Source organism: Tardiphaga sp. 20_F10_N6_6 (assembly GCF_052076045.1).
GTDB lineage: Bacteria > Pseudomonadota > Alphaproteobacteria > Rhizobiales > Xanthobacteraceae > Tardiphaga > Tardiphaga robiniae.
Window position 1 is genome coordinate 4058367 of record NZ_CP197239.1, and the last position, 24040, is coordinate 4082406.

The 24040-nt window shown below is 61.7% G+C and carries 19 protein-coding genes; 12 read left to right on the forward strand and 7 right to left on the reverse strand.

The features are described 5' to 3' along the window. The first annotated feature begins 85 nt into the window (after positions 1-85). From acnA to AB7813_RS19540, 3 genes are all read left to right on the forward strand, one after another. Positions 86-2806, forward strand: coding sequence for an aconitate hydratase AcnA (gene acnA, locus AB7813_RS19530; protein WP_175369275.1), 2721 nt, complete (start codon positions 86-88; stop codon positions 2804-2806). A gap of 167 nt (positions 2807-2973) precedes the next feature. Further along, on the forward strand, positions 2974-3726 hold the full coding sequence (locus AB7813_RS19535; RefSeq protein ID WP_441228281.1) for a DUF1223 domain-containing protein: 753 nt from the start codon (positions 2974-2976) through the stop codon (positions 3724-3726). Between the two features lie 436 nt (positions 3727-4162). Next, positions 4163-4525: a DUF2794 domain-containing protein gene (locus AB7813_RS19540; protein ID WP_089263291.1), complete on the forward strand. Its 363-nt coding sequence runs from the start codon at positions 4163-4165 to the stop codon at positions 4523-4525. A 15-nt stretch (positions 4526-4540) separates the two neighbouring features. Here AB7813_RS19540 and AB7813_RS19545 read toward each other — a convergent pair whose 3' ends face one another. The 4 genes from AB7813_RS19545 to AB7813_RS19560 form a co-directional block, all read right to left on the reverse strand. After that, on the reverse strand, positions 4541-5065 hold the full coding sequence (locus tag AB7813_RS19545; RefSeq protein WP_089263290.1) for a GNAT family N-acetyltransferase: 525 nt from the start codon (positions 5063-5065) through the stop codon (positions 4541-4543). 82 nt (positions 5066-5147) lie between these two features. Continuing rightward, positions 5148-5936 carry a Bax inhibitor-1/YccA family protein gene (locus AB7813_RS19550; RefSeq protein ID WP_089263288.1) on the reverse strand — a complete coding sequence of 263 codons (789 nt, stop codon included), beginning with the start codon at positions 5934-5936 and terminating at the stop codon, positions 5148-5150. Positions 5937-6248: 312 nt separating this feature from the next. Further along, positions 6249-8816, reverse strand: a complete 2568-nt coding sequence (locus AB7813_RS19555) for an ABC transporter permease (protein WP_441228282.1) — start codon at positions 8814-8816, stop codon at positions 6249-6251. Positions 8817-8820: 4 nt separating this feature from the next. Further along, positions 8821-9561 carry an ABC transporter ATP-binding protein gene (locus AB7813_RS19560; RefSeq protein ID WP_089263284.1) on the reverse strand — a complete coding sequence of 247 codons (741 nt, stop codon included), beginning with the start codon at positions 9559-9561 and terminating at the stop codon, positions 8821-8823. On the opposite strand from AB7813_RS19560, the gene AB7813_RS19565 reads away from it, so the two are divergent. From AB7813_RS19565 to sucD, 6 genes are all read left to right on the forward strand, one after another. Then, the gene (locus AB7813_RS19565; protein WP_441228283.1) at positions 9560-10267 is read left to right on the forward strand and encodes an arylesterase; all 708 of its coding nucleotides are present in this window, start codon (positions 9560-9562) and stop codon (positions 10265-10267) included. The two genes, AB7813_RS19560 and AB7813_RS19565, sit on opposite strands and share 2 nt — an antisense overlap. A 227-nt stretch (positions 10268-10494) precedes the next feature. Then, positions 10495-11031 (forward strand): RNA 2',3'-cyclic phosphodiesterase, encoded by a 537-nt coding sequence (thpR, locus tag AB7813_RS19570; RefSeq protein WP_089263280.1) that lies wholly within the window; start codon positions 10495-10497, stop codon positions 11029-11031. 65 nt (positions 11032-11096) lie between these two features. Further along, positions 11097-12281, forward strand: coding sequence for a cell division protein ZapE (gene zapE, locus AB7813_RS19575; protein WP_441228284.1), 1185 nt, complete (start codon positions 11097-11099; stop codon positions 12279-12281). Between the two features lie 207 nt (positions 12282-12488). Further along, positions 12489-13454: a malate dehydrogenase gene (gene mdh / locus AB7813_RS19580; protein WP_439078776.1), complete on the forward strand. Its 966-nt coding sequence runs from the start codon at positions 12489-12491 to the stop codon at positions 13452-13454. A gap of 206 nt (positions 13455-13660) precedes the next feature. Continuing rightward, positions 13661-14857 carry an ADP-forming succinate--CoA ligase subunit beta gene (gene sucC / locus AB7813_RS19585; RefSeq protein WP_089263274.1) on the forward strand — a complete coding sequence of 399 codons (1197 nt, stop codon included), beginning with the start codon at positions 13661-13663 and terminating at the stop codon, positions 14855-14857. A 4-nt stretch (positions 14858-14861) separates the two neighbouring features. After that, positions 14862-15746 (forward strand): succinate--CoA ligase subunit alpha, encoded by an 885-nt coding sequence (gene sucD, locus AB7813_RS19590; protein WP_093757749.1) that lies wholly within the window; start codon positions 14862-14864, stop codon positions 15744-15746. Positions 15747-15867: 121 nt separating this feature from the next. On the opposite strand, the gene AB7813_RS19595 is transcribed toward sucD, so the two are convergent. The 3 genes from AB7813_RS19595 to AB7813_RS19605 form a co-directional block, all read right to left on the reverse strand. Continuing rightward, entirely contained in the window at positions 15868-16746 is an 879-nt protein-coding gene (locus AB7813_RS19595; RefSeq protein WP_439065377.1) for a sulfurtransferase, read from the reverse strand. 125 nt (positions 16747-16871) lie between these two features. Continuing rightward, entirely contained in the window at positions 16872-18011 is a 1140-nt protein-coding gene (locus AB7813_RS19600) for an acyl-CoA dehydrogenase family protein (RefSeq protein WP_441228285.1), read from the reverse strand. A 67-nt stretch (positions 18012-18078) separates the two neighbouring features. After that, positions 18079-18621 (reverse strand): OsmC family protein, encoded by a 543-nt coding sequence (locus AB7813_RS19605; protein WP_184512455.1) that lies wholly within the window; start codon positions 18619-18621, stop codon positions 18079-18081. Positions 18622-18858: 237 nt separating this feature from the next. On the opposite strand from AB7813_RS19605, the gene AB7813_RS19610 reads away from it, so the two are divergent. From AB7813_RS19610 to odhB, 3 genes are all read left to right on the forward strand, one after another. Continuing rightward, positions 18859-19542 carry a TetR/AcrR family transcriptional regulator gene (locus AB7813_RS19610; RefSeq protein WP_309941723.1) on the forward strand — a complete coding sequence of 228 codons (684 nt, stop codon included), beginning with the start codon at positions 18859-18861 and terminating at the stop codon, positions 19540-19542. A 174-nt stretch (positions 19543-19716) separates the two neighbouring features. Then, positions 19717-22674, forward strand: coding sequence for a 2-oxoglutarate dehydrogenase E1 component (locus AB7813_RS19615; protein ID WP_439065379.1), 2958 nt, complete (start codon positions 19717-19719; stop codon positions 22672-22674). Between the two features lie 116 nt (positions 22675-22790). Next, a complete protein-coding gene (odhB, locus tag AB7813_RS19620) occupies positions 22791-24035 on the forward strand; it encodes a 2-oxoglutarate dehydrogenase complex dihydrolipoyllysine-residue succinyltransferase (RefSeq protein WP_309941720.1) in 1245 nt (414 codons plus the stop codon). Positions 24036-24040 lie beyond the last annotated feature (5 nt).

The window sequence follows — 24040 nt, forward strand, 5'->3', positions numbered from 1 at the left end:
GCCTGCAAGCAAACCGGCCTTCTACGCCGACGGTGTCTCGATACCCCTTTCCGGGTATCGGTCAACTGAATTGGGACCCCTTCACATGACCTCGCTCGACAGTTTCAAGTGCCAAAAAACCCTCAAGGTGGGCGCTAAAACTTACGTGTACTACAGCCTGCCGCTCGCTGAGAAAAATGGTCTGACAGGCATTTCGAAGCTGCCGTATTCGATGAAGGTCCTGCTGGAAAACCTGCTGCGCAACGAGGACGGCCGCAGCGTCAAGAAGGAAGACATCGTTGCTTTCTCGAAATGGCTGAAGAAGCGCAAGCTTGAGCACGAAATCTCGTTCCGCCCTGCGCGCGTGCTGATGCAGGACTTCACCGGCGTCCCGGCGGTGGTCGATCTCGCTGCCATGCGTAATGCGATGCAGGCGCTGAAGGGCGATCCCAAGAAGATCAACCCGCTGGTCCCGGTCGATCTGGTCATCGACCACTCGGTGATCGTGAACTTCTTCGGTGACAACAAGGCGTTCGGCAAGAACGTCGCCGAAGAGTACAAGCAGAACAAGGAGCGCTACGAGTTCCTGAAGTGGGGCCAGAGCGCGTTCTCGAATTTCTCCGTCGTGCCGCCCGGCACCGGCATCTGCCACCAGGTCAATCTCGAATATCTCGCCCAGACCGTCTGGACGAAGAAGCAGAAGATGACGGTCGGCAAGAAGACCGGCACCTTCGAGGTCGCCTATCCGGACACGCTGGTCGGCACCGACTCGCATACCACCATGGTCAACGGCCTCGCCGTGCTCGGCTGGGGCGTCGGCGGCATCGAGGCGGAAGCCGCGATGCTAGGCCAGCCGCAGTCGATGCTGCTGCCCGACGTGGTCGGCTTCAAGCTGTCGGGCGCACTCAAGGAAGGCGTCACCGCCACCGACCTCGTGCTCACCGTCACCCAGATGCTGCGCAAGCAGGGCGTCGTCGGCAAGTTCGTGGAATTCTACGGCCCCGGCCTCGACGCCATGTCGGTCGCTGACAAGGCGACAATCGGAAATATGGCGCCGGAATATGGCGCGACCTGCGGCTTCTTCCCGGTCGATGCCGCCACCATCGACTATCTGAAAACTTCGGGCCGCAAATCGGCGCGTGTCGCACTGGTTGCCGCTTATGCCAAGGCGCAGGGCCTGTACCGCACCGCCAAGTCGCCCGATCCGGTGTTCACCGAAACGCTGAAGCTCGATCTCGGCGACGTCGTACCCTCGATGGCCGGCCCGAAGCGTCCGGAAGGCCGCGTCGCACTGCCCGCCATCGCCGAAGGCTTCTCTGCCGCGCTAACCACCGAATACAAGAAGCCGGATAACCACAACGCGCGCTTCCCCGTCGAGGGCAAGAACTTCGATGTCGGCCATGGCGACGTGGTGATCGCTGCCATCACCTCCTGCACCAACACCTCGAATCCGAGCGTGCTGATCGCCGCCGGCCTGCTGGCACGTAACGCCGTGGCCAAGGGCCTCAAGACCAAGCCGTGGGTGAAGACCTCGCTGGCGCCGGGCTCGCAGGTCGTCGCTGAATATCTCGCCAATTCCGGCTTGCAGCTCGACCTCGACAAGATCGGCTTCAACCTCGTCGGCTTCGGCTGCACCACCTGTATCGGCAATTCCGGCCCGCTGCCGCCGGAGATTTCGAAGTCGATCAACGACAACGGCATCGTTGCCGCAGCGGTTCTTTCGGGCAACCGTAACTTCGAGGGTCGCGTCTCGCCGGACGTGCAGGCAAACTATCTCGCCTCGCCGCCGCTGGTCGTCGCGCACGCACTTGCCGGTACGGTGACCAAGAATCTCGCGATCGAGCCGATCGGCGAAGGTAAAGATGGCAAGCCGGTGTTCCTGAAAGACATCTGGCCGACCACGAAGGATATCAACGCCTTCATCAAGAAGTACGTGACGTCGACGATCTTCAAGAAGAAGTACGCAAACGTGTTCGACGGCGACGCCAACTGGCGCAAGATCAAGACGGTCGAGAGCGAGACCTACAAGTGGAACATGGGTTCGACCTATGTGCAGAACCCACCCTACTTCGAAGGCATGAAGAAGGAACCGGAGCCGACCACCGACATCATCGATGCGCGCATCCTGGCTCTGTTCGGCGACAAGATCACTACCGACCACATCTCGCCTGCCGGTTCGATCAAGCTCACCTCACCCGCGGGCAAGTATCTGTCGGAGCACCAGGTGCGCCCGGCCGACTTCAACCAGTACGGCACGCGCCGCGGCAACCACGAAGTGATGATGCGCGGCACCTTTGCCAATATCCGCATCAAGAACTTCATGATGCAGGGTGCTGACGGCAACGTACCGGAAGGCGGCATGACCAAGCACTGGCCCGATGGCGAAGCGATGTCGATCTACGACGCCGCGATGAAGTACCAGGCCGAACAAGTGCCGCTGGTCGTGTTCGGCGGTGCCGAATACGGCAACGGTTCGTCGCGCGACTGGGCTGCAAAGGGCACCCGTCTGCTCGGCGTTCGCGCCGTGATTACCGAAAGCTTCGAACGTATTCATCGATCCAATCTGGTCGGCATGGGCATTCTGCCGCTAACCTTCGAGAACGGCTCATCGTGGAAGAAACTCGGCCTCAAGGGCGACGAGAAGGTCACGATCCGCGGCCTGACCGGCGACATCAAGCCGCGCCAGCAGATGGTGGCGGAAATCGTGTCGGCCGATGGCTCACTCCACAAGGAGACGCTGCTCTGCCGCATCGATACGCTGGACGAGCTCGAATATTACCGCAATGGCGGCATCCTGCATTACGTGCTGCGTCAGCTTGCAGCCTGACGCCCATACGTGGTGTGACGTAGTGCCTCACCGCGAAGTGAGTGGCTAGTGAACAGAAGGCGGCCTATGAAGGGCCGCCTTCTGGCGTTTGAGGGCATGAACGTGTTAGCGACACCAATGTGCGACACCGTCTGTTATGTGTCTCACCTCGAGCGTGGCAAAACCTCATGAAATCCTTTGGTGGCATATCGCAGTGGACTGGCGCGCTCAGCGTGTGCGCCGCCATTGCAGCAAGCGGTAACGCGCTGGCCCAGCCTAGGGCCGTGGTGGAGCTGTTTACCTCGCAAGGTTGCTCGTCCTGCCCGCCTGCAGACAAGATCATCGGCGACCTCGCCCAAGACCCGTCCGTGATCGCATTGAGCATGCCGATCGACTACTGGGACTACCTGGGCTGGAAGGACACGCTGGCCGACTCGCGTTTCAGCGCGCGGCAGAAGGCCTATTCACAGATGCGCGGCGATCGTGACGTCTACACGCCGCAAGTCGTCGTCAACGGCGCCACTCAAGTGATCGGCAGCGATGCCGATCGTATCCAGGGCGCGATCAGCGAAACCAAGAAAGGCACCGTGATGACGGTGCCGGTGTCGATGTCCGTCTCTGGCAAACACGTCAACGTGTCCGTTGCCGCATCGAGCAATGCGCCCGATACAGCGCATGGCGAAGTCTGGATCTGTTCCGTGTCGAAGGCAGTGCCGATCACGGTCGGTCGCGGCGAGAATCGCGGCAAGCAACTGACCTACTACAATGTCGTCCGGAACTGGCTGAAGGTCGGTGACTGGACCGGCAACGCCGCCAACTGGACGCTGCCGCTGGAGAACATCTCCAGGGATGGTGTCGATGCCGCCGTCGTTTATGTGCAAGACGGCACGCGCGACAAGCCCGGCGCGATGCGCGGCGCGGCCTATACGTCGCTACAGTAAGTCTTCCGATTGATAACTTCGGTAGCTGCTGCGCTTACGCGCGGCATGCCTGCATCATTGTGAGCCCTCGGCGAAAACTGGATTCCTTCGTCGCTTCGCCTATCGCAATGACGCTTGATGGTCTCGCAAAAGCATCCACCAAAAAGAAAAGGACCAACTTGCGTTGGCCCAGTGGGGATTAACTTCCTGCGCAGGGTCCGATCCCAACGACCGCGGGGGGCTGGGGGCTGAGGAATCCGAGACCGGAAGAACCGGACCCGACGCAGTATCTTCTTGTCGCAATCCAGAAGGGCGCCCGATGGGCCAAAATTTGGCGGCAATAAGATTCACCTGACGTTCCCGTGACGGGAAATTTCTACCATCAGCCCTGCGGATCGGCCCTTGCAGAGGACCGCGGTCGGCGCGATCATGTCGACGATATGACAGGAGGCGCTGCATGAATGTGATTCCGGGAGATACTGAGCCCACCGAGAATCGCGCGGCGACGGGCTCTGCCGCCGCCGCGCCCGTCGTCAGCTTCAATCGCCTTGAGCTCAGCCGCATCCTCAACCTGTACGGCCGTATGGTCTCCGACGGTGAGTGGCGCGATTACGCCATCGACTTTCTGCGCGACCGCGCGGTGTTCTCGGTGTTCCGCCGCTCGTCGGAAGTGCCGCTCTATCGCATCGAGAAAGATCCGCGACTGGCGCGCAAGCAGGGCATGTATAGCGTGATTTCGGCCAGCGGCATGATTCTGCGCCGCGGCCAGGAACTCGACCGCGTGCTCCTGGTGATCGATCGCAAGCTGGCGGTGGTGTAATCGATTCGCAGAGCGTCAGGGCAGCGTGCGGGCGCCGTCGCCAAGTGCGAGCTGCATCGAAACGGTATCAAGCCAGCGATCGAACTTGAACCCGACATCGGTATGCACCCCAACCATCTGAAATCCGGCATTGCGATGAACCGCGATGGAGCCAGCATTCGCGCTGTCACCGATCACGGCGACCATCTGGCGGTAGCCGCGGCTCTCGCATTCGGCGATCAACCGCGCGAGAAGTTTGCCGCCAACGCCTCGCCGTTGGGCTTTCGGATCGAGATAAATCGAATTCTCGACGGTAAAGCGATAAGCCGGTCGCGGGCGATGCGCGCTGGCATAGGCATAGCCGACAACCCGGCCTTCCAGCACAGCCGCGAGATACGGATAGCCCCCGCTCACCATCCCCTCGAAACGTCGCGTCATCTCGGCCAAATCTGGCGGGATCAGTTCGAACGTGGCCGTGCCGAACTGCACCGCCTCGGCATAGATCGCGGTGATCGCGGGCAGATCTGCCGCCGTGGCGGGCCTGATTTCAATATCGGACATGGCGCTGAGACTATTTTTGCTCCACCCAAAAGAAAAGCCCCGGCCTTTCGGTCGGGGCTAAGATCTTCTCTATGCTCTGAGCTTATTCGCGCTGTCCGAGCAGCTGCAGCAGCAGCGTGAACAGGTTGATGAAGTTCAAGTAGAGCGACAGGGCACCGGTGATCGCCGCGCGCTCGGCGATATCGCCGCCCTGCGAGGCGTAACCGTAGATGTAGTCGTTCTTCAACCGCTGGGTATCGTAGGCAGTGAGGCCCGCGAAGATCAGCACGCCGACGACCGACACGATGAACTGCAGCATCGACGAAGCGACGAAGATGTTCACGACGCTCGCGATGATGATGCCGAACAGGCCCATCAGCAGGAACGAGCCCATGCCCGTCATGTCACGCTTGGTGGTGTAGCCGTAAAGGCTCAGCGCACCGAACGAGGCAGCGGTAATGAAGAACACCCGCACGATCGATGTGTGCGTGTACACCAGGAAGATCGACGACAGCGAGATGCCCATCAGAGCCGCGAAGGCCCAGAACAGCAGTTGCGCGGTGGCCGGCTTCAGCCGGTTGATGCCGAACGAGATGGCGAACACCATGACCAGAGGCGCCAGGATGAACACCCACTTCAGCGGGCTCACGAACATCGCATAGCCGAACGGCGTCAGGTAGGAGCTGCCGATCCGGGCAGCAGCGCCCGACGGATCGGTCGTGACAGCCGCCATGTACACGCCGAGAGCAGCCAGGCCGGTGATGGCCAGACCGATCGTCATGTAGTTGTAGATGCGCAGCATGTAGGAGCGCAGTCCGGCGTCCACGGCAGCGGCATCGCGCGCGCCGGCCCGGCCGAAGGGGGAAGCATAGTTACGGTCTAGATCCGACATGGTCGAAACCTCGATGTTGTCCGGCTGATCGCAAAGGGTTCGCGTCGCCGGTTCGAATTATATCCCAGATATCTGCGCTTCCTGACACTAAACTCGATTTCATAAAAAATCGATGTCATCTGCGCTCGATGCCTGACCCATAGGGTATGTGGTAAACTAACACATTCGCTGCAAGCTTCCACGCGTGGCGGAATGTCGCTCCGATTTGCATTGAGGCAACCGGGTAAACTTTCAGCCTGACGCAAGCTTGGCGATTTCTCAGTCATTTTGCACGAATCAGCCCGTGCAAAGGCTGCTTCGTGTCAAAACAGGTCACAAATTCCGTAACACGGTGGCAGGCTTCTGGTTCAAGGCTACCAACGTACCCACCAGGCCCAAACCCACTGTGACAATTAGCGCCGCCAGCACGACGCCAGCCGCGCTGCCAGCCTGCCAGACAAAGCTCAGCGTCATCAGGCGCGTGACGATCAGCCACGCCGCCACCGAGCCGGCGATGACCCCAAACACCGCCGTGGCCAGGCCGATCATCAGATATTCGAGGGCATAGGCACCCAAAAGCCGCGCACGCGTTGCGCCGAGGGTCTTGAGAATCACGGCGTCATAGACGCGATGCCGGTGACCGGCGGCCAGCGCGCCACCGAGCACGAGGATGGCCGAGAGCAGCGTCACCGCGCTAGTACCGCGGATCGCCAGCACGAGATTTGTAACAACCGATCCCACAGTGTCGAGCGCTTCCCGGACCCGCACGGTGGTGATCATCGGGAATGCGTCGGCCACCGCCTTGACCAGACCGGCGTCCTGGGACGGATCGGACTTCGGTTCGGTCAGCGTGGCAATATGGGTATGCGGCGCACCGCGGAAGGTATTGGGCGAGAACACCAGGACGAAATTGATGCCGAGGCTCTGCCAGTCGACGGACCGCATATTGCCTATCCTGGCGGTGATATCGCGGCCGAGCACGTTGACGGTGACCTCGTCGCCCAGTTTGAGCCCGAGCCCGTCGGCCAGCTTCTTCTCGAACGACACCAGTGGCGGGCCGCTATAGTCGGGCGCCCACCATTCGCCCTCGACCAGCTTGGAGCCACGCGGAACCTCGTTGGTGTAACTGAGGCCGCGGTCGCTCTGCAGTACCCATTCGGCATCGGATGACGGCTTGAGGTCTTCTGCCTTGACGCCGCGCGCGGCGACGATCCGGCCGCGCAGCATCGGCACATCCTCGACGGTCGACTGCGGCTGCTTCTCCCTGAGAAACGCGCTGAAGCGGTCGGCCTCGGTGGAGGGAATGTCGATGAAATAGAACGACGGCGCCTTCTCCGGCAGCGCTGCCATGAACTGCCGGCGCAGATTGCCGTCGATCTGGGTGACGGTCACCAGCACGGTCAGGCCGAGCCCGAGCGACATCACCACCGACGGCGTCAGCGCGCCCGGCCGGTAGATATTGGCAATAGCCAGCCGCAGCATGGTCATGCTCGGCCGCGGTAATTTGCGCGCAAAAGCCATCAATGCGCCGGCGATACCGCGCAGCAAGGCGAAAACGACCATCGACGACACCACAAATACGGCAGCGACGCGTTTGTCGTAAGCGAGCCCGACCACCACCGCGATCAGCACCCCGACCACGAGTGCCATCCAGAGTATGTAGCGCAACTTCGGCCGGTGAGATTCCGTCAATGCCGCATCACGAAACAGCGCCGCAACCGGCACGTCGTGTACGCGCGCCAAGGGCCATAGGCCGAAGGCCAGCGCCGTCAGCAGCCCGTACAGCAACGACAATGCCAGCTCACCGAGATGAAGCGCCGGCACCACCGGCAGCGGCAGCAGCTTGCCGAACAGGCCGACAATGGCAAACGGCAAGGACGCACCGACCACCATACCGATCAGCGAGCCGATCACCGCCAGCACCAGTACCTGGGTGAGGTAGATCGCGAATACGTCGCGGCCGGTCGCGCCAAGCGCTTTCAACGACGCGATGACATCGCGGCGGCGATCGATATGGCTCTTCACGGCATTGGCGACGCCGACGCCGCCGACCAGCAGGGACGCGAGGCCGACCAATGTCAGGAACTGGGTGAATCGCGTGATGGTACGCTCAAGCTGCGGCGACGCGTTGTCGCGCGAACGGATTTCCCAGCCGGCTTGCGGCAATTGGGCACGCGCATCGTCAGCCAGCGCCTTGGCAGCACGATCGCCGGAAACGGTGTCCGGCAGGCGAACACGATAGATCCAGCGCACCAGACTGCCGGGCTGCAGAAGCTTGGTGGCGCGCAGAGCGTCCTCGCTGGTGAGGAAACGCGGCGCGAACCCGACACCGCCAGCGAGTTTGTCGGGCTCCGCTGAAATTTCGCTGCGAAGCTCGAACGTCGCATTACCGACCGTGAGGCGGTCACCAACCTTGAGGCCTAGCCGGGCCATCAATGTCGTATCCGTCGCGGCGCCATAGGCCCCGTCACGTTCGGCGAGCAGATCGCTCATCGGCATGTCCGGCGCCAGGGTCGCCTTGCCGAGCAAGGGATAGCTGCCATCGACGGCCTTGATCTCAACAAGCGCAAGATTGCCGTCCGGCGCGCGCGCCATGCCGCGCAGCGTTGCGGCAACCGACACCGCACCGCGTGCGCGCAAGAAGGCGAGTTCTTCCGGCTTGGCCTCACGCTGCATCAGCGAGAATGCCACGTCGCCGCCGAGCAGCGTACGGCCTTCGCGCGCCACGCCCTCGCCCAAACTTGCCGCGACCGAACCGACGCCTGCGATGGCCATGACGCCCAGCGCGATGCAGGCGATGAAAACGTAGAAGCCGCGCAGGCCGCTGCGCAGCTCGCGGAAAGCGTAACGCAACGCCAGCGACGGGCCTCGGCTGTTAGGAATGGTCTCGGTGATGGTCATCGGATCAGGCCGTCTCGACCCAGTTGCGCTCGGTGGCGGGCCCATCGATCCGGCCGGAACGTAATCGCACCACGCGGTCGCAGCGATGCGCCAGCGTATTGTCGTGAGTCACCAGCACCAGCGTCATGCCGCGCTGCGCGTGCTGCGCGAACAAGAGATCGACGATCTGGCCGCCGGTGGATTCGTCGAGATTGCCGGTCGGCTCGTCGGCGACCAGGATCGCAGGATCCGGCGCCAATGCGCGCGCCAGCGCGACGCGCTGCTGCTCGCCACCGGAAAGCTGGGTCGGATAGTGATGCAGACGGGCGCCAAGGCCGACCGCTTCCAGCTCGCGCGCCGCACGGCCGGCTGGGTCGGGATGACCTGCCAGCTCCAGCGGTACCGCGACATTCTCCAGCGCCGTCATGGTCGGGATCAGGTGAAAGGACTGGAAGACGATGCCGACATGACGGCCGCGAAACCGCGCCAATCCGTCCTCATCGAGATCATTGAAAGAGGTGCCATTGACCACCACCTGACCGGAGTCAGGACGCTCCAGCCCCGCCATCACCATCAGCAGCGTGGACTTGCCGGAGCCCGACGGGCCAATCAGCCCGATCGCTTCACCCGATCCGACGCGCAGGCTGATATCCTTGAGGATATGCACCCGCGCGGCGCCGGTGCCGAGCGAGAGGTTGATGTTCGAGATTGAAATGGTGTCCGGCGAAACGCCGGCCGATGATGAGGCTTCAATGAAAGTATCCATGCGAGCTTCATATGGCACTTCGTTTGCGGCGGTCGAGGGGCTGCTGCGCACGTTTATGTGGCTGGTCGTCGCCGGGCTGACGGTCGCACTTCCGATCCCCACCGCCACGGCGCAGACGGTCGCCACCGGCACGGCCAAGCCCGTCAAACTGGTCGTGCTGGGAGACTCCCTGAGCGCAGGTTATGGCCTGCCGGCGGCAGCCGCGTTTCCGGTCCGGCTACAAAAGGCCCTGAAGGACAAGGGGATAGAGGTCGAGATGATCAATGCCGGTGTATCCGGGGATACCACCTCGGGCGGCCTCGGGCGGCTCGACTGGTCGGTGCCCGAGGGGACGCAGGGCGTGATCGTCGAACTCGGCGCCAACGACGCGCTGCGCGGCACCGATCCGAAGGTCCCGCGTGCGGCACTCACCGAGATTCTGACGCGGCTGAAGGCCCGCAACATCGCCGTGCTTCTCTGCGGCATGGTGGCACCGCCGAACTACGGCGCCGACTATGCGGAAAAGTTCAATTCGATCTATCCGGATCTCGCCAAGCAATTTGGCGTGCCGCTCTATTCGTTCTTTCTCGAAGGCGTCGCCGGGGACAGCAAGCTCAACCAGGCCGACGCGATGCATCCGACAGCGGAGGGCGTCGACATCGTCGTGAAAAACATCCTGCCCAGCGTCGAGGCATTTGTCGGCACTATCGCTGGGCAACGCAGTTGAGAAACAGGCAGCCTCAACCTTCATGACGGTTTTTCACGGAACCTTCATGCACCGAGCGCGGCATCTGCTTCGCAGAGTCACAGAAGTCGGGTAAAAAAAGACATCGGTGATTCGTCACCGGCTCGTTTGTTCGGGCATGATTTTCGCCGAGGGGTGCGGGCGTGCGTAAGCACACCGTAGTCAGCACCTTTCGGCGAAAATCGCGCCCCGGCAAAGAGGAGCTGACTATGCCGCGTTTGTTCGCCGGACTGGAGATACCAGCCGAGATCGGCCAGACATTGGCCAATTTGCGTGGCGGCCTGCCAGGCGCACGCTGGATCGATCCCGAAAATTATCATGTCACGCTTCGCTTCATCGGCGATATCGATGGCGTTTCCGCCAACGAAATCGCCGATCTGATGTCACGCGTGGAGCGCAGACCCTTCGAGGTCGCGGTGCGTGGCCTTTCGAGCTTCGGCGGCAAGAAACCCCGCGCTGTCGTCGCTGCGGTCGAGCCGAGCCGTCCGCTGCTTGAACTGCAATCCGAACTGGAACGGCTGGTGCGCCGCTGCGGGCTCGAGCCCGAGGGCCGCAAATTCACGCCGCATGTCACGCTGGCCCGACTGCGCGATTCCTGCGACCGCGACGTCGCCGACTATCTTTCGGTGCGCGGCTACTTCCCGACGAAGATCTTCACCGCCTCGCGCTTCGTGCTGTTCTCCTCGCGGGCATCCACGGGCGGCGGCCCTTATCTGGTCGAGGATTCCTACGCGCTCTGCGCATGAGCGCATATCCGCTTCGACCAATTCGCATCTTGCATTTTCCGGGCGCATGGGGCCGTTAGGGGCCCATGTCGTCCAGCCCTCCTCAATCCTTCCGCGAACAATATCAAGCCCTCGTTGCCTCCGGCGCCATCGAGGCTGACCCGGCGCAGGCCGGCGCCGTCGAGGCCATCGCGGCGCTCGATGCTGCGCTGTCCACCTATAAGCCACCGCGCAAGCAGGGCTTCTTCGGACGCCTGTTCGGCGACAAGGATATGCAACCGCCGCGCGGTCTCTACGTCCATGGCGAGGTCGGCCGCGGCAAGACCATGCTGATGGACCTGTTCTTCGAAGCCAGCGCGGTCACGCATAAGCGTCGCGCCCATTTCCATGAGTTCATGGCCGACACCCATGAGCGCATCTATAATTTTCGCCAGAAAATCGCGAGCGGCGAGCTCCCCGACGGCGATGTCATCGCGCTGACGGCGAATTCGATCTTCGACGAAGCCTGGCTCCTCTGCTTCGACGAATTTCACGTCACCGACATCGCCGATGCGATGATCCTCGGCCGACTGTTCGCACGGCTGTTCGAACTCGGCACCGTCGTCTTCGCGACGTCCAATGTCGAACCCGTCAATCTTTACAAAGGCGGCCTCAACCGCGCGCTGTTTTTGCCGTTCATCAAACAGATCGAAGATCATATGGAAGTGCGCAAACTGGATTCGCGCACAGACTATCGATTGGAAAAGCTGGCCGGCGTAAAGAGCTGGCTGGTGCCGGACGATGATGTAGCAAAGGCCGCGCTCGACAAGGCCTGGGCAAAGCTCACGGGCGGCGCACCGGCAAGGTCGCGTGATATCTCGATCAAGGGTCGCAAGCTGCGTGTTCCCCTGGAAGCACAGGGCGTGGCCCGGTTTTCATTTGGCGACCTCTGCGAGAAGCCGCTTGGCGCATCAGACTATCTGAAACTGGCGCACGACTATCACACGCTGTTCATCGAACATATTCCGATGATGGACTACGGCGACCGCAACGCCGCCAAACGCTTCATCGCGCTGATCGACACGCTCTATGACAATGCCGTGAAGCTGATGGCCTCAGCCGCCGGCGAACCGCACGCGCTGTATCAGGCCAGCGAAGGTTTCGAGGCAATGGAATTCGCGCGGACCGCGTCGCGGCTGTTCGAGATGGGTTCAGAAACATATCTGGCCCTGCCCCACGGCCGCAGCGATTCCACCGCGTCAGGCGCCACCACGGGCCTGGTCGAAACCTGACGCGCGCGATCAGATCGATATCAAAGCGGAATCGGTACTTTTGCGAGCGATTCCAATTTCCAGTTCACTCATAATAATTTGCATTGCAGGCCGGCGCTCGACAATTGGGCAGGCCCCGACTTGAACGGTGTCCGCGAAAGGGATAACCAGCCTGTCAGCATTTCCTGCTCCCTCCCTACCCCTTCGGGCTTAAAGGATAGATTTCCCATGGCGCGTAACAAAATCGCATTGATTGGTTCTGGTCAGATCGGCGGAACACTTGCTCACCTCGTCGGCCTGAAAGAACTCGGCGACGTCGTGATGTTCGACATTGCGGAAGGTGTGCCGCAGGGCAAATCGCTCGATCTCGCGCAGTCCTCACCGGTCGACGGCTTCGACGCCAAGTTGACCGGCGCCAACTCCTATGAGGCGATCGAAGGTTCGGACGTCATCATCGTCACCGCCGGCGTGCCGCGCAAGCCGGGCATGAGCCGCGACGACTTGCTCTCGATCAACCTCAAGGTGATGGAGCAGGTTGGCGCAGGCATCAAGAAGTACGCCCCGAACGCCTTCGTCATCTGCATCACCAACCCGCTCGACGCGATGGTGTGGGCGCTGCAGAAGGCCTGCGGCCTTCCAGCAAACAAGGTCGTCGGCATGGCCGGCGTGCTGGACTCGGCGCGCTTTCGCTACTTCCTGGCCGATGAATTCAATGTGTCGGTCGAAGACGTCACCGCTTTCGTGCTCGGCGGCCACGGCGACACCATGGTTCCGCTGGTCAAGTATTCGACCGTTGCCGGCATCCCGCTGCCCGACCTCGTGAAGATGGGCTGGACCTCGCAGGCCCGCATCGACGAAATCGTCGACCGTACCCGCAACGGCGGCGCCGAGATCGTCAACCTGCTGAAGACCGGTTCGGCCTTCTACGCTCCGGCCGCCTCGGCCATCGCGATGGCCGAGAGCTACCTCAAGGACAAGAAGCGCGTTCTGCCCTGCGCCGTGCACCTGAACGGCGAATACGGCGTTAAGGACATGTATGTCGGCGTTCCCGTTGTCATCGGCGCGAAGGGTGTCGAGCGCATCGTCGAGATCGAACTCCTCGGCAAGGACAAGGAAGGCTTCGACAAGTCGGTGGCTTCGGTGGTCGGCCTGATGGACGCCTGCAAGAAGATCGCACCCGATCTGCTCAGCTAAGATCACGCTCACTTCACCGGCACCCTCTGGGTGCCGGTTTTGCATTTGACGACGTTGGCAAACACTGCAACGAACCCCTCAGCCAATTCGTCCGTCACGCGGAATTATCGTCGGCTTTGACTTGCAGCATGCTTGGTATACGGTATGCCAGTTCAAAGAAAACGACGTGAATTCCAAGTTCACCATCCGGGGTTCGGGAGCAACTTATGAATATCCATGAATATCAGGCGAAGGCCGTGCTGAAGGAATTCGGCGTGCCCGTTTCCAAGGGCGTGCCCATCCTCAAGGCCGAGGAAGCGGAAGCTGCCGCCAAGCAGCTCGGCGGTCCGTTGTGGGTGGTGAAGAGCCAGATCCACGCCGGCGGCCGCGGCAAGGGCAAGTTCAAGGAAGCATCGGCCGGCGACAAGGGCGGCGTCCGCCTCGCCAAGTCGATCGACGAGACCAAGCAATTCGTCAAGGAAATGCTCGGCGCGACCCTCGTCACCGAACAGACCGGCCCGGCCGGCAAGCAGGTCAACCGGATCTATCTGGAAGACGGCTCGGACATCGAGAAGGAGTTCTATCTCTCCCTCCTCGTCGACCGTGAGACCTCGCGCGTTGCTTTCGTGGTTTCCACCGAAGGCGGCATGAACATCGAGGAAGTCGCGCACAACACCCCGGACAAGATCGTGACCTTTTCGGTCGATCCGGCCACCGGCGTGATGGGCCACCACGGCCGCACCGTGGCTCAGGCGCTGGGCCTCAAGGGCGATCTCGCCAAGCAGGCCGAGAAGCTGGTGTCGCAGCTCTACACCGCATTCATCGCCAAGGACATGGACATGCTGGAGATCAATCCGCTGATCATCTCCAAGCAGGGCGAACTGAAGTGCCTCGATGCCAAGATGTCGTTCGACTCGAACGCGTTGTATCGTCACCCGGAAATCGTCGCGCTGCGCGACACGACCGAAGAAGACGCCAAGGAAATCGAGGCGTCGAAATATGACCTCGCTTACATCGCGCTCGACGGCACCATCGGCTGCATGGTCAACGGCGCCGGCCTCGCAATGGCCACGCTCGACATCATCAAGCTCTATGGCGAAAGCCCGGCCAACTTCCTCGACGTCGGTGGCGGCGCTTCCGAGGAGAAGGTGACTGCAGCGTTCAAGATCATCACTGCCGATCCGAACGTGAAGGGCATCCTGGTCAACATCTTCGGCGGCATCATGAAATGCGATGTCATCGCTGCCGGCGTTGTCGCCGCAGTGAAGGCTGTCGGCCTCCAGGTGCCACTGGTTGTCCGCCTCGAAGGTACCAATGTCGAGGAAGGCAAGAAGATCATCCGTGAATCCGGTCTCAACGTTCTGCCCGCCGACGATCTCGACGACGCCGCTCAGAAGATCGTCAACGCCGTGAAGGGAAAGTAAGCCGATGTCCGTCCTGATCGACAAGAACACCAAGGTCATCTGCCAGGGCTTTACCGGCAAGAACGGCACCTTCCACTCCGAACAGGCGATTGCCTACGGCACCAAGATGGTCGGCGGCACTTCGCCGGGCAAAGGCGGCTCGACGCATATCGGCCTGCCGGTGTTCGACACCGTGGCCGAAGCCCGCGACAAGACCGGCGCCGATGCATCCGTGATCTATGTGCCGCCGCCGGGCGCAGCCGATGCGATCTGCGAAGCCATCGACGCGGAGATTCCGCTGATCGTCTGCATCACCGAAGGCATTCCGGTGCTCGACATGGTGCGCGTCAAGCGTTCGCTGTCCGGCTCCAAGTCGCGCCTGATCGGACCGAACTGCCCGGGCGTCGTCACCGCTGGTGAGTCGAAGATCGGCATCATGCCGGCCAACATCTTCAAGCCCGGCAGCGTCGGCATCCTGTCGCGCTCCGGCACACTGACCTATGAAGCCGTGTTCCAGACCACCCAGGCCGGCCTCGGCCAGAGCTCGGCAGTCGGCATCGGCGGCGACCCGGTCAAGGGCACCGAGTTCATCGACGTGCTCGAGATGTTCCTGGCCGACCCCAAGACCACCTCGATCATCATGATCGGCGAAATCGGTGGTTCGGCGGAAGAGGACGCGGCACAGTTCATCAAGGACGAAGCCAAGCGCGGCCGCAAGAAACCGATGGTCGGCTTCATCGGCGGCGTCACCGCACCTCCCGGCCGTCGCATGGGCCATGCCGGCGCCATCGTCTCGGGCGGCAAGGGCGACGCCCAGTCGAAGATCGCGGCCATGGAAGCCGCCGGCATCCGCGTCTCGCCGTCGCCGGCCCGCCTCGGCACCACGCTGGTTGATGTGCTGAAGGGCTAAGCTGAGCTCGGCAGAGTTGAGAAAAGAAAGGCCCGCTCGCGAGAGCGGGCCTTTTGTTTTGACACTCTGACTGGATCGCCCCGTCCAAGTGCGCGCCCGGCCGGGCGAGGACACTGGAGTTCTACGCCGCCTGCGCCTGCTTCTCGCCAACCAGCGGCAAACCTTCCTCGATTGGATACTTCGTATCGCGCGACCATTCGTTCCACGAACCAAAATACATCCGGACATCAGCCACGCCGGCGTTCTTTAGCGCGAGAAACGTGTTCGACGCGCGTGCGCCCTTGAAGCAGTAAAGATAGACAGTGGTCGACGGCGTGATCCCGACAGTCGCGCATTCGGCGAGGATCTCGTTCTTCGACTTGAAGCGCGGGCCTTCCGATGTCGGCTTCATCATGCGGTACCACTCGATCCAGACGGCGCCGGGAATGCGGCCCATGCGCGGGCAGAAATCCTTGCCATAGGGCGACGAGCTTTCGCCGATCCATTCATCGACATCGCGTACGTCGAGGATGGCGATCGACGGATTGCCGAGCGCGCCCTGCATGGTGCCCGCATCGATCAGGATCGAACCGGCTTCCGGCTTGATGACGAAGGATGCTGCCGTCGGCGTCGGAACATCCGTGGTGGTCGGCAGGCCCTTCATGGTCCAGGCTTCAAAGCCGCCATGCAGGACCTTGATCTTGGGATAGCCGAGAAACTCCAGCAGGAAGTAGCCGCGGCAGGATTGGCCGAAGCCCGAATTCATCGACTGTTCGTAGATCACCGCAGTCTCGCTGCCGGACAGGCCGGCTCCGCCGAAGGCCGCAGCGAACTTCTTCTTCAACTCGTCCATACCTTCGGGCGTCGAGGTGGCGAGGAACGTAAAGATCTCATGGAGATTGACGGCGCCGGGGATATGCCCGGCCGCATAGGCGTCGGGATTGCGCGTGTCGATGATGACACAAGGTTCTGACTTCATGAACGTGACGAGGTCGTCTGCGGAAATGAGAACTTCAGCCATTGAAAGCCTCCTCTGTGTTGAACCGTCGTTGTTGATTCGTTTGTGCTGGATCGCCTGTCGTTTCGCCGTGACTTAAGTCAATTCGCTTTCCGTTCGCGTGATCGGGATCATTTGCATGATCGGGATCACGCCCCGCCCTGGTCTCCCTGATATTCGCGCGCATTGTCTGCGAGCATTTTTCTGAGCTGCTTGGTGGCGGGGGTGACGATCGCCACGAAATAGGCTTCGCGCAGTCGGCGCTGGGCGCGGTGCGATTTGAGATAGCCGCGCGCGCCACAATGCAGCATCGCTGCATGGGCTGCGGCGACGGCGGCGTCGCCGGCGCGCAGACGCAGTTCGACGACGCTGCGCCAATAGGCATTGCTCGTGTCAAAGGGTGTGGCGGCGAGCATCATCGTCTCGGCTTCCATCTTCGCCAGCAGACCCGCGAAATCCTCGGACTGCTGCGGCAGGAAGCAATTGACGTGGGCGAGCGACGGCTTGACGCTCTCCATGATAGCAACGCAATCGCGCACCAGCCCGAGCCCCATGCCCATCTGCATCAGGATGAACCCCGCGCGAATTCTCTTCACGAAAGGCATCGCCGGTGCCGCGAGCACCTGACCGTCTGGAATGAAGACATCGCGGAATTGCACGGCGTAGGTGCCGGTGCCATCCATCGCGAGGAACGGCTTGCACGGCGTCAGCGAGAGATTCTCGTCGGCGCAGTCGGCGAGGAACATCACCTTCTCGCCGGAGCCGTCATCGAGTTCAAAGATGGTGCCGAACATATGGTCGGGGCCAAGATTCGATACCCATGGCAGAGCACCGCGCACGATGTAACCGCCGTTGGTGCGGCGACCTTTCAGCTTGAGCTTCTCGATGCCAAAGAAGCTCTTCATCGGATTGGACAGGCCGGTGCCGCCGAGCAGCTTGCCGCTCGCGGCATCGCTCAGATACTTCGCCTTCAGTGCGGCATTGTCGGAGTTGAGGATGTACCAGACCAGCGTGTTCTGGCACCACGCCATGAAGGCCGTGGAGCCGCAGGTCTCGCCGATGGTGGTGATGCCCGCGATCGTCTCGCCGAGATCCGCGTGTGCCGACCAGGCACCAACACCGCCGAGATGACGTAGCGCCCGATCCGGATAGATCGTGCCTTCATCTATCTCCAAAGCGATCGGTGAAAGATCGGTGCGCGCGACGGCAGCTATTCGTTCGACGAGCGACGGTGTGTCGCCGGCCCCTTCAATATCGTCAGATTTCCGCAGCACTGCCGTCGTGGTCATGTCGATCTCCGTCACGCGCAAGGAAGAGAGACCGCGGCCGCATCGCTGCGGCCGCGCTAACTCACATTCAGGCAGAGACTTCGAGATTGACCGGGCGCGTAAACGTGTTGGCGACGGGCGACCACTTCTTGACGTGGGTGATCAGCGCATCGATCTCGGCCTGTGCGATGCCTTCGCATTCCATATCGACCTTGATGCGCACATCGGTGAAACCGACCGGCTTCTCGCTGATGTCGCCGGTGCCCCAGACGGCAGTGATGTTGAGATCGCCTTCGAGCTGCAGTTCGAGTTTGTTGACGGTCCAACCACGATGCACGGCATTTGCGTGCAGACCGACGGCGATGCAGGAGCCAAGCGCCGCCAATGACGCCTCTGACGGATTCGGCGCAGTGTCGTCGCCGAGCAGCGCCGGCGGCTCATCGACGATGTAAGGCGGCAGGTTGCGGATGTAGTTGGCGTGGCGGAACTTGCCCTCGGCCACCGTTTTGCACTTCAGCGTCTTGATGACATTGGGATTGGCTTTGCCGTTGGCGATCAGCTGTTCGAGTCCGCCTTTGTCGATCGGCGCGAGGCAGCCGGTCAGGGCGGTTTTGGCGGCAACAGCAGTCATTGGGTTTCTCCCTTGGAAGAATGGATAGATACAGAACGTTCTGTAGCTTTGCAGAAACCGTGCCAGCGTCGGTCGATGCGAAAATCAACGCGGGATCAGCGAGTTACGCAATTGACGCGAAATGGGGCAGACGCTGAACTGCCGCTTAGCGCGGCAAATACGTATCTACCCGCTCGAATATTGGTCAGGAACCGATGATCGCTTGCGCCGCGCGCGCGCCATGACATATGACAGGGCATGACTGATGCGATGCCGCAGGCTGTCGAGAGCAATGTTCCGCAGGTGACGCCGCGTGAGCGGCTGATGGACGCGGCGACAAGGCTGTTCTGCAAGAATGGCATCAATGCCACCGGCATAGACGCCATCGTCAGCGAGGCCGGTACGGCCAAAACCACCCTCTACAAAAACTTCAAATCCAAGGACGACCTGGTCGACGCCGTGCTCAGGGCGGAGAGCGAGACCTGGCGCGGCTGGTTCATTGCCGCCGTGGAACGCGCCAGAACTCCGCGTGAAAAACTGGATTCGATTTTCCCCGCGCTGAAGGGCTGGTTTGCCGAAGAGACCTATTATGGCTGTGTTTTCATCAATGCAGTCGGCGAGCACGCCAAGGACGAGACCCGGCTGCGCGACATCACGATCCGGCACAAATCATTCATTCTCAAGCACATCTCCGGACTGGCCGAGGCCGCCGGCGCCAAGAAGCCGGACTTTCTCGCGCACCAGATCGGCCTCTTGATGGACGGCGCCATCGTCGCCGCCATGGTGACCCGCGATCCGACCGTGGCAGACGCCGCCGGCATGGCCGCCAATGCCCTGCTCGACGAGGCTTGCGGGCCGCCCAAAATCCGCCGCACCCGGCGCGCCGGACTGCAAGGAGGCGCTGCCGCTTTGGCTAAGGAAGACCTCAGTGTCGTCGACTGAAATCAGCGGACAAAATCTCGCGCACAAAGAATTGACGAAATATTCAGTTCTTCGTGCTTTTCAGGGCGCACATTCGGATTAAATAGGGTAGAAGCTCGCTCGACTTTAGGATGGTCCGGCAACCGGATCAGCCCTCGCTAAAATTTCCGCGCGATACCAAATCAGGACGCCATCATGTCTCGCCAGGACGCGAACGCCGCCTTTGCACTCTCTTCATTTCTGCAAGGCGCAAACGCCACTTACATCGACGAACTCTATGCCCGTTACGAAAAGGACCCCTCCTCAGTTGACGCCGAGTGGCAGGAGTTCTTCAAGAGCCTGAAGGACTCGCCCGCCGACGTTCAAAAGAACGCCGAAGGCCCGTCCTGGGAGAAGGCCAACTGGCCGCTGACGCCCAAGGACGACCTAACCTCCGCCATGGACGGCAACTGGGCCGAGGTCGAGAAGGTGATGGGCGCCAAGCTCGCCGCCAAGACCGCCCAGCCCGGTGCAGCCGCCCCGACCGGCGACATCAATCAGGCGACCCGCGATTCGGTACGCGCCTTGATGCTGATCCGCGCCTTCCGCATGCGCGGCCATTTCCACGCCAATCTCGATCCGCTGGGCATCGAAGGCCAGAAGGATCACGAGGAGCTCGATCCGCGCTCCTACGGCTTCACCGATGCCGACTACGACCGCAAGATCTTCCTCGATAACGTCATCGGCCTCGAATACGGCACGCTGCGCGAGATCGTTGCGATCCTGCAGCGCACCTACTGCCAGACCCTCGGCGTCGAGTTCATGCACATTTCCAACCGCGCGCAGAAGGCGTGGATCCAGGAACGTATCGAAGGCCCGGACAAGGAAATCAGCTTCACGCCGGAAGGCCGCCGCGCCATCCTCCAGAAGCTGGTCGAAGCCGACGGCTTCGAGAAGTTTTGCGACGTCAAGTTCACCGGTACCAAGCGCTTCGGCCTCGACGGCGGCGAATCACTGATCCCGGCGCTGGAACAGATCATCAAGCGCGGCGGCAGCCTCGGTGTCCGTGACATCGTCGTCGGCATGCCACATCGCGGTCGCCTCAATGTGTTGACCCAGGTGATGGGCAAGCCGCACCGCGCGCTGTTCCATGAATTCAAGGGCGGCTCGGCCAATCCGGACGAGGTCGAAGGCTCGGGTGACGTCAAGTATCACCTCGGCGCCTCGTCGGATCGCGAGTTCGATAACAACAACATTCATCTGTCGCTGACGGCGAACCCGTCGCATCTTGAAATCGTCGATCCCGTGGTGCTCGGAAAGGTCCGCGCCAAGCAGGACCAGAATGGTGATCCGCCGGACCAGCGTATTTCCGTGCTGCCGCTGCTGATGCATGGCGATGCGGCCTTCGCAGGTCAGGGTGTGGTTGCTGAATGCTTCGCGCTGTCGGACCTGAAGGGTTATCGCACCGGCGGTTCGATCCACTTCATCGTCAACAACCAGATCGGCTTCACCACCTATCCGCGCTACTCCCGTTCGTCGCCCTATCCGTCCGATGTCGCGAAGATGATCGATGCTCCGATCTTCCATGTGAACGGTGACGATCCGGAAGCGGTGGTATTCGCCGCCAAGATCGCGATCGAGTTCCGGCAGAAGTTCCACAAGCCTGTCGTCATCGACATGTTCTGCTATCGCCGCCACGGCCATAACGAAGGCGACGAGCCGGCGTTCACCCAGCCGGTGATGTACAAGAAGATCGGCGCGCATCAGTCGACGCTGGATATCTACGCCAAGCGCATCATCGCCGATGGCGTGATGACCGAGGGCGAAGTCGATAAGGCGAAGGCCGACTGGCGCGCCCGTCTCGATGCCGAACTCGAAGCCGGCGCCGGCTACAAGCCGAACAAGGCTGACTGGCTCGACGGCAAGTGGGCCGGCTTCAAATATGCCGACCAGGAGGAAGATCCCCGTCGCGGCGTGACCGGCGTCGACGTCAAGACGCTGAAAGAGATCGGCGCCAAGATCACCAAGGTGCCCGATGGTTTCCGCGTTCATCGCACGGTGCAACGTTTCCTCGATACCCGCGCCAAGGCGATCGATAGTGGCGAAGGCATCGACTGGGCGACGGGCGAGGCGCTGGCATTCTGTACCCTGATGGAAGAAGGCCACCATGTCCGGCTGTCCGGCCAGGACTCGGAGCGCGGCACCTTCTCGCAGCGCCATTCGGTGCTGTTCGACCAGGAAGACGAAAGCCGCTACACGCCGTTCAACCACCTCAAGCCCGACCAGGGTCACTACGAGGTCATCAACTCGCTGCTGTCCGAAGAAGCCGTGCTCGGATTCGAATACGGCTACTCGCTGGCCGAGCCGAAGGCGCTGACCATCTGGGAAGCGCAGTTCGGCGACTTCGCCAACGGCGCACAGGTGCTGTTCGACCAGTTCATCTCCTCGGGTGAACGCAAGTGGCTGCGTATGTCGGGCCTCGTCTGCCTGCTGCCGCATGGCTATGAAGGCCAGGGCCCGGAGCATTCCTCCGCACGCCTTGAGCGTTTCCTCCAGATGTGCGCCGAAGACAACATGCAGGTGGTCTATCCGACTACTCCGGCCAACTACTTCCACATGCTGCGTCGTCAGTTGAAGCGTGAGATTCGCAAGCCGCTGATCGTCATGACGCCGAAGTCGCTGCTGCGCCACAAGCGTGCGGTGTCGAAGCTGAGCGAACTCGGTGCCGACACATCGTTCCATCGCGTGTTGTTCGACGATGCGGAGAAGCTGCCGGACGAGAAGATCAAGCTCACCGCCGACAACAAGATCCGTCGCGTCGTGCTGTGCTCCGGCAAGGTCTATTATGACCTCTACGAGGAGCGCGAGAAGCGCGGCATCGACGACGTCTACCTGATGCGCATCGAGCAGCTCTATCCGGTGCCGCTGAAGACGCTGGTGCAGGAGTTGACCCGCTTCAAGGGTGCGGAATTCGTCTGGTGTCAGGAAGAGCCGCGCAACATGGGCGGCTGGCACTTCATCGAACCGTATCTTGAATGGGTGCTCAACCAGATCAACGCCACCCACAAGCGTCCGCGTTATGCCGGCCGCGCTGCTTCGGCAGCGACCGCCACCGGCCTGATGTCCAAGCATCTCGCCCAGCTCAAGGCCTTCCTCGACGAAGCGCTCGGCTAAGCCTCCATTCTGTTGGCGAATGCCCCGCACCCGCGGGGCGTTCGCATATCCCCATTGATTTCAAGTTCAGGCAGGAATGACCGAGCGGGTCGCCACGCCACAAGAGGAAATAGACAATGACTGAAATTCGCGTTCCCACGCTCGGCGAATCCGTGACGGAAGCCACCATCGGCCGCTGGTTCAAGAAGGCCGGCGATGCCGTCGCCGTTGACGAGCCGTTGGTCGAACTCGAGACCGACAAGGTCACCATCGAAGTCCCGGCGCCCTCCGCCGGCGTCCTCGGCGAGATCGTTGCCAAGGACGGCGAGACCGTTGCCGTCGGCGCACTGCTCGGCCAGATCACCGATGGTGCCGGCGGCGCCAAGCCAGCCGCAGCTCCCGCGAAGCCCGCTGCCCCGGCTCCGGCCGCTGCACCTGCCGCTGCTGCGCCTGCTCCCGCTCAGAAGTCCGCCCCCGTCGATGCGCCGCTGGCGCCGTCAGTCCGCAAGATCTCGGTCGAGAGCGGCATCGATGCCGCCACCGTCCCCGGCTCGGGCAAGGATGGCCGCGTGACCAAGGGCGACATGCTCGCTGCGATCGAAAAGGCTGCGTCGGCACCCACGCCGATCAATCAGTCTGCCGCCGCCGTGCAGGTACGTGCGCCGTCACCCGCTGACGATGCTGCCCGCGAAGAGCGCGTGAAAATGACGCGCCTGCGTCAGACCATCGCGCGCCGCCTCAAGGACGTGCAGAACACCGCCGCGATGCTGACGACTTTCAACGAGGTCGACATGACCAACGTGATGGCGCTGCGCTCGCAGTACAAGGATGTGTTCGAGAAGAAGCACGGCACCAAGCTCGGCTTCATGGGCTTCTTCACCAAGGCCTGCGTGCAGGCGCTGAAGGATATTCCGGCCGTGAATGCCGAGATCGATGGCTCCGACCTGATCTACAAGAACTACTATCACGTCGGCGTTGCCGTCGGCACTGACAAGGGCCTCGTCGTTCCCGTGGTGCGCGACTGCGATACCAAGTCGATCTCCGACATCGAAAAGACCATTGCGGATTTCGGCAAGCGCGCCCGTGACGGCCAGCTCAAGATCGACGAAATGCAGGGTGGCACCTTCACCATCACCAATGGCGGCATCTACGGTTCGCTGATGTCGACGCCGATCCTGAACGCACCGCAGTCGGCCATCCTCGGCATGCACAAGATCCAGGAACGTCCGGTCGTGGTCGGCGGCAAGATCGAGATCCGCCCGATGATGTATCTGGCGGTATCCTACGATCACCGCGTGATCGACGGCAAGGAAGCCGTGACCTTCCTCGTCCGCGTCAAGGAAAGCCTGGAAGATCCGGCCCGTCTCGTTCTGGATCTCTAACCCGA

Excerpts from the sequence above, each read along its gene's own strand:
- AB7813_RS19600 (WP_441228285.1), bottom strand. The coding sequence starts at position 18,011 with ATGACCACGACGGCAGTGCTGCGGAAATCTGACGATATTGAAGGGGCC.
- AB7813_RS19605 (WP_184512455.1), bottom strand. The coding sequence starts at position 18,621 with ATGACTGCTGTTGCCGCCAAAACCGCCCTGACCGGCTGCCTCGCGCCG.
- acnA (WP_175369275.1), top strand. The coding sequence starts at position 86 with ATGACCTCGCTCGACAGTTTCAAGTGCCAAAAAACCCTCAAGGTGGGC.
- AB7813_RS19540 (WP_089263291.1), top strand. The coding sequence starts at position 4,163 with ATGAATGTGATTCCGGGAGATACTGAGCCCACCGAGAATCGCGCGGCG.
- mdh (WP_439078776.1), top strand. The coding sequence starts at position 12,489 with ATGGCGCGTAACAAAATCGCATTGATTGGTTCTGGTCAGATCGGCGGA.
- AB7813_RS19595 (WP_439065377.1), bottom strand. The coding sequence starts at position 16,746 with ATGGCTGAAGTTCTCATTTCCGCAGACGACCTCGTCACGTTCATGAAG.
- AB7813_RS19610 (WP_309941723.1), top strand. The coding sequence starts at position 18,859 with ATGACTGATGCGATGCCGCAGGCTGTCGAGAGCAATGTTCCGCAGGTG.
- AB7813_RS19560 (WP_089263284.1), bottom strand. The coding sequence starts at position 9,561 with ATGGATACTTTCATTGAAGCCTCATCATCGGCCGGCGTTTCGCCGGAC.
- odhB (WP_309941720.1), top strand. The coding sequence starts at position 22,791 with ATGACTGAAATTCGCGTTCCCACGCTCGGCGAATCCGTGACGGAAGCC.
- AB7813_RS19550 (WP_089263288.1), bottom strand. The coding sequence starts at position 5,936 with ATGTCGGATCTAGACCGTAACTATGCTTCCCCCTTCGGCCGGGCCGGC.
- AB7813_RS19545 (WP_089263290.1), bottom strand. The coding sequence starts at position 5,065 with ATGTCCGATATTGAAATCAGGCCCGCCACGGCGGCAGATCTGCCCGCG.
- sucD (WP_093757749.1), top strand. The coding sequence starts at position 14,862 with ATGTCCGTCCTGATCGACAAGAACACCAAGGTCATCTGCCAGGGCTTT.
- thpR (WP_089263280.1), top strand. The coding sequence starts at position 10,495 with ATGCCGCGTTTGTTCGCCGGACTGGAGATACCAGCCGAGATCGGCCAG.
- AB7813_RS19555 (WP_441228282.1), bottom strand. The coding sequence starts at position 8,816 with ATGACCATCACCGAGACCATTCCTAACAGCCGAGGCCCGTCGCTGGCG.
- AB7813_RS19615 (WP_439065379.1), top strand. The coding sequence starts at position 19,717 with ATGTCTCGCCAGGACGCGAACGCCGCCTTTGCACTCTCTTCATTTCTG.
- sucC (WP_089263274.1), top strand. The coding sequence starts at position 13,661 with ATGAATATCCATGAATATCAGGCGAAGGCCGTGCTGAAGGAATTCGGC.
- AB7813_RS19565 (WP_441228283.1), top strand. The coding sequence starts at position 9,560 with ATGCGAGCTTCATATGGCACTTCGTTTGCGGCGGTCGAGGGGCTGCTG.
- zapE (WP_441228284.1), top strand. The coding sequence starts at position 11,097 with ATGTCGTCCAGCCCTCCTCAATCCTTCCGCGAACAATATCAAGCCCTC.
- AB7813_RS19535 (WP_441228281.1), top strand. The coding sequence starts at position 2,974 with ATGAAATCCTTTGGTGGCATATCGCAGTGGACTGGCGCGCTCAGCGTG.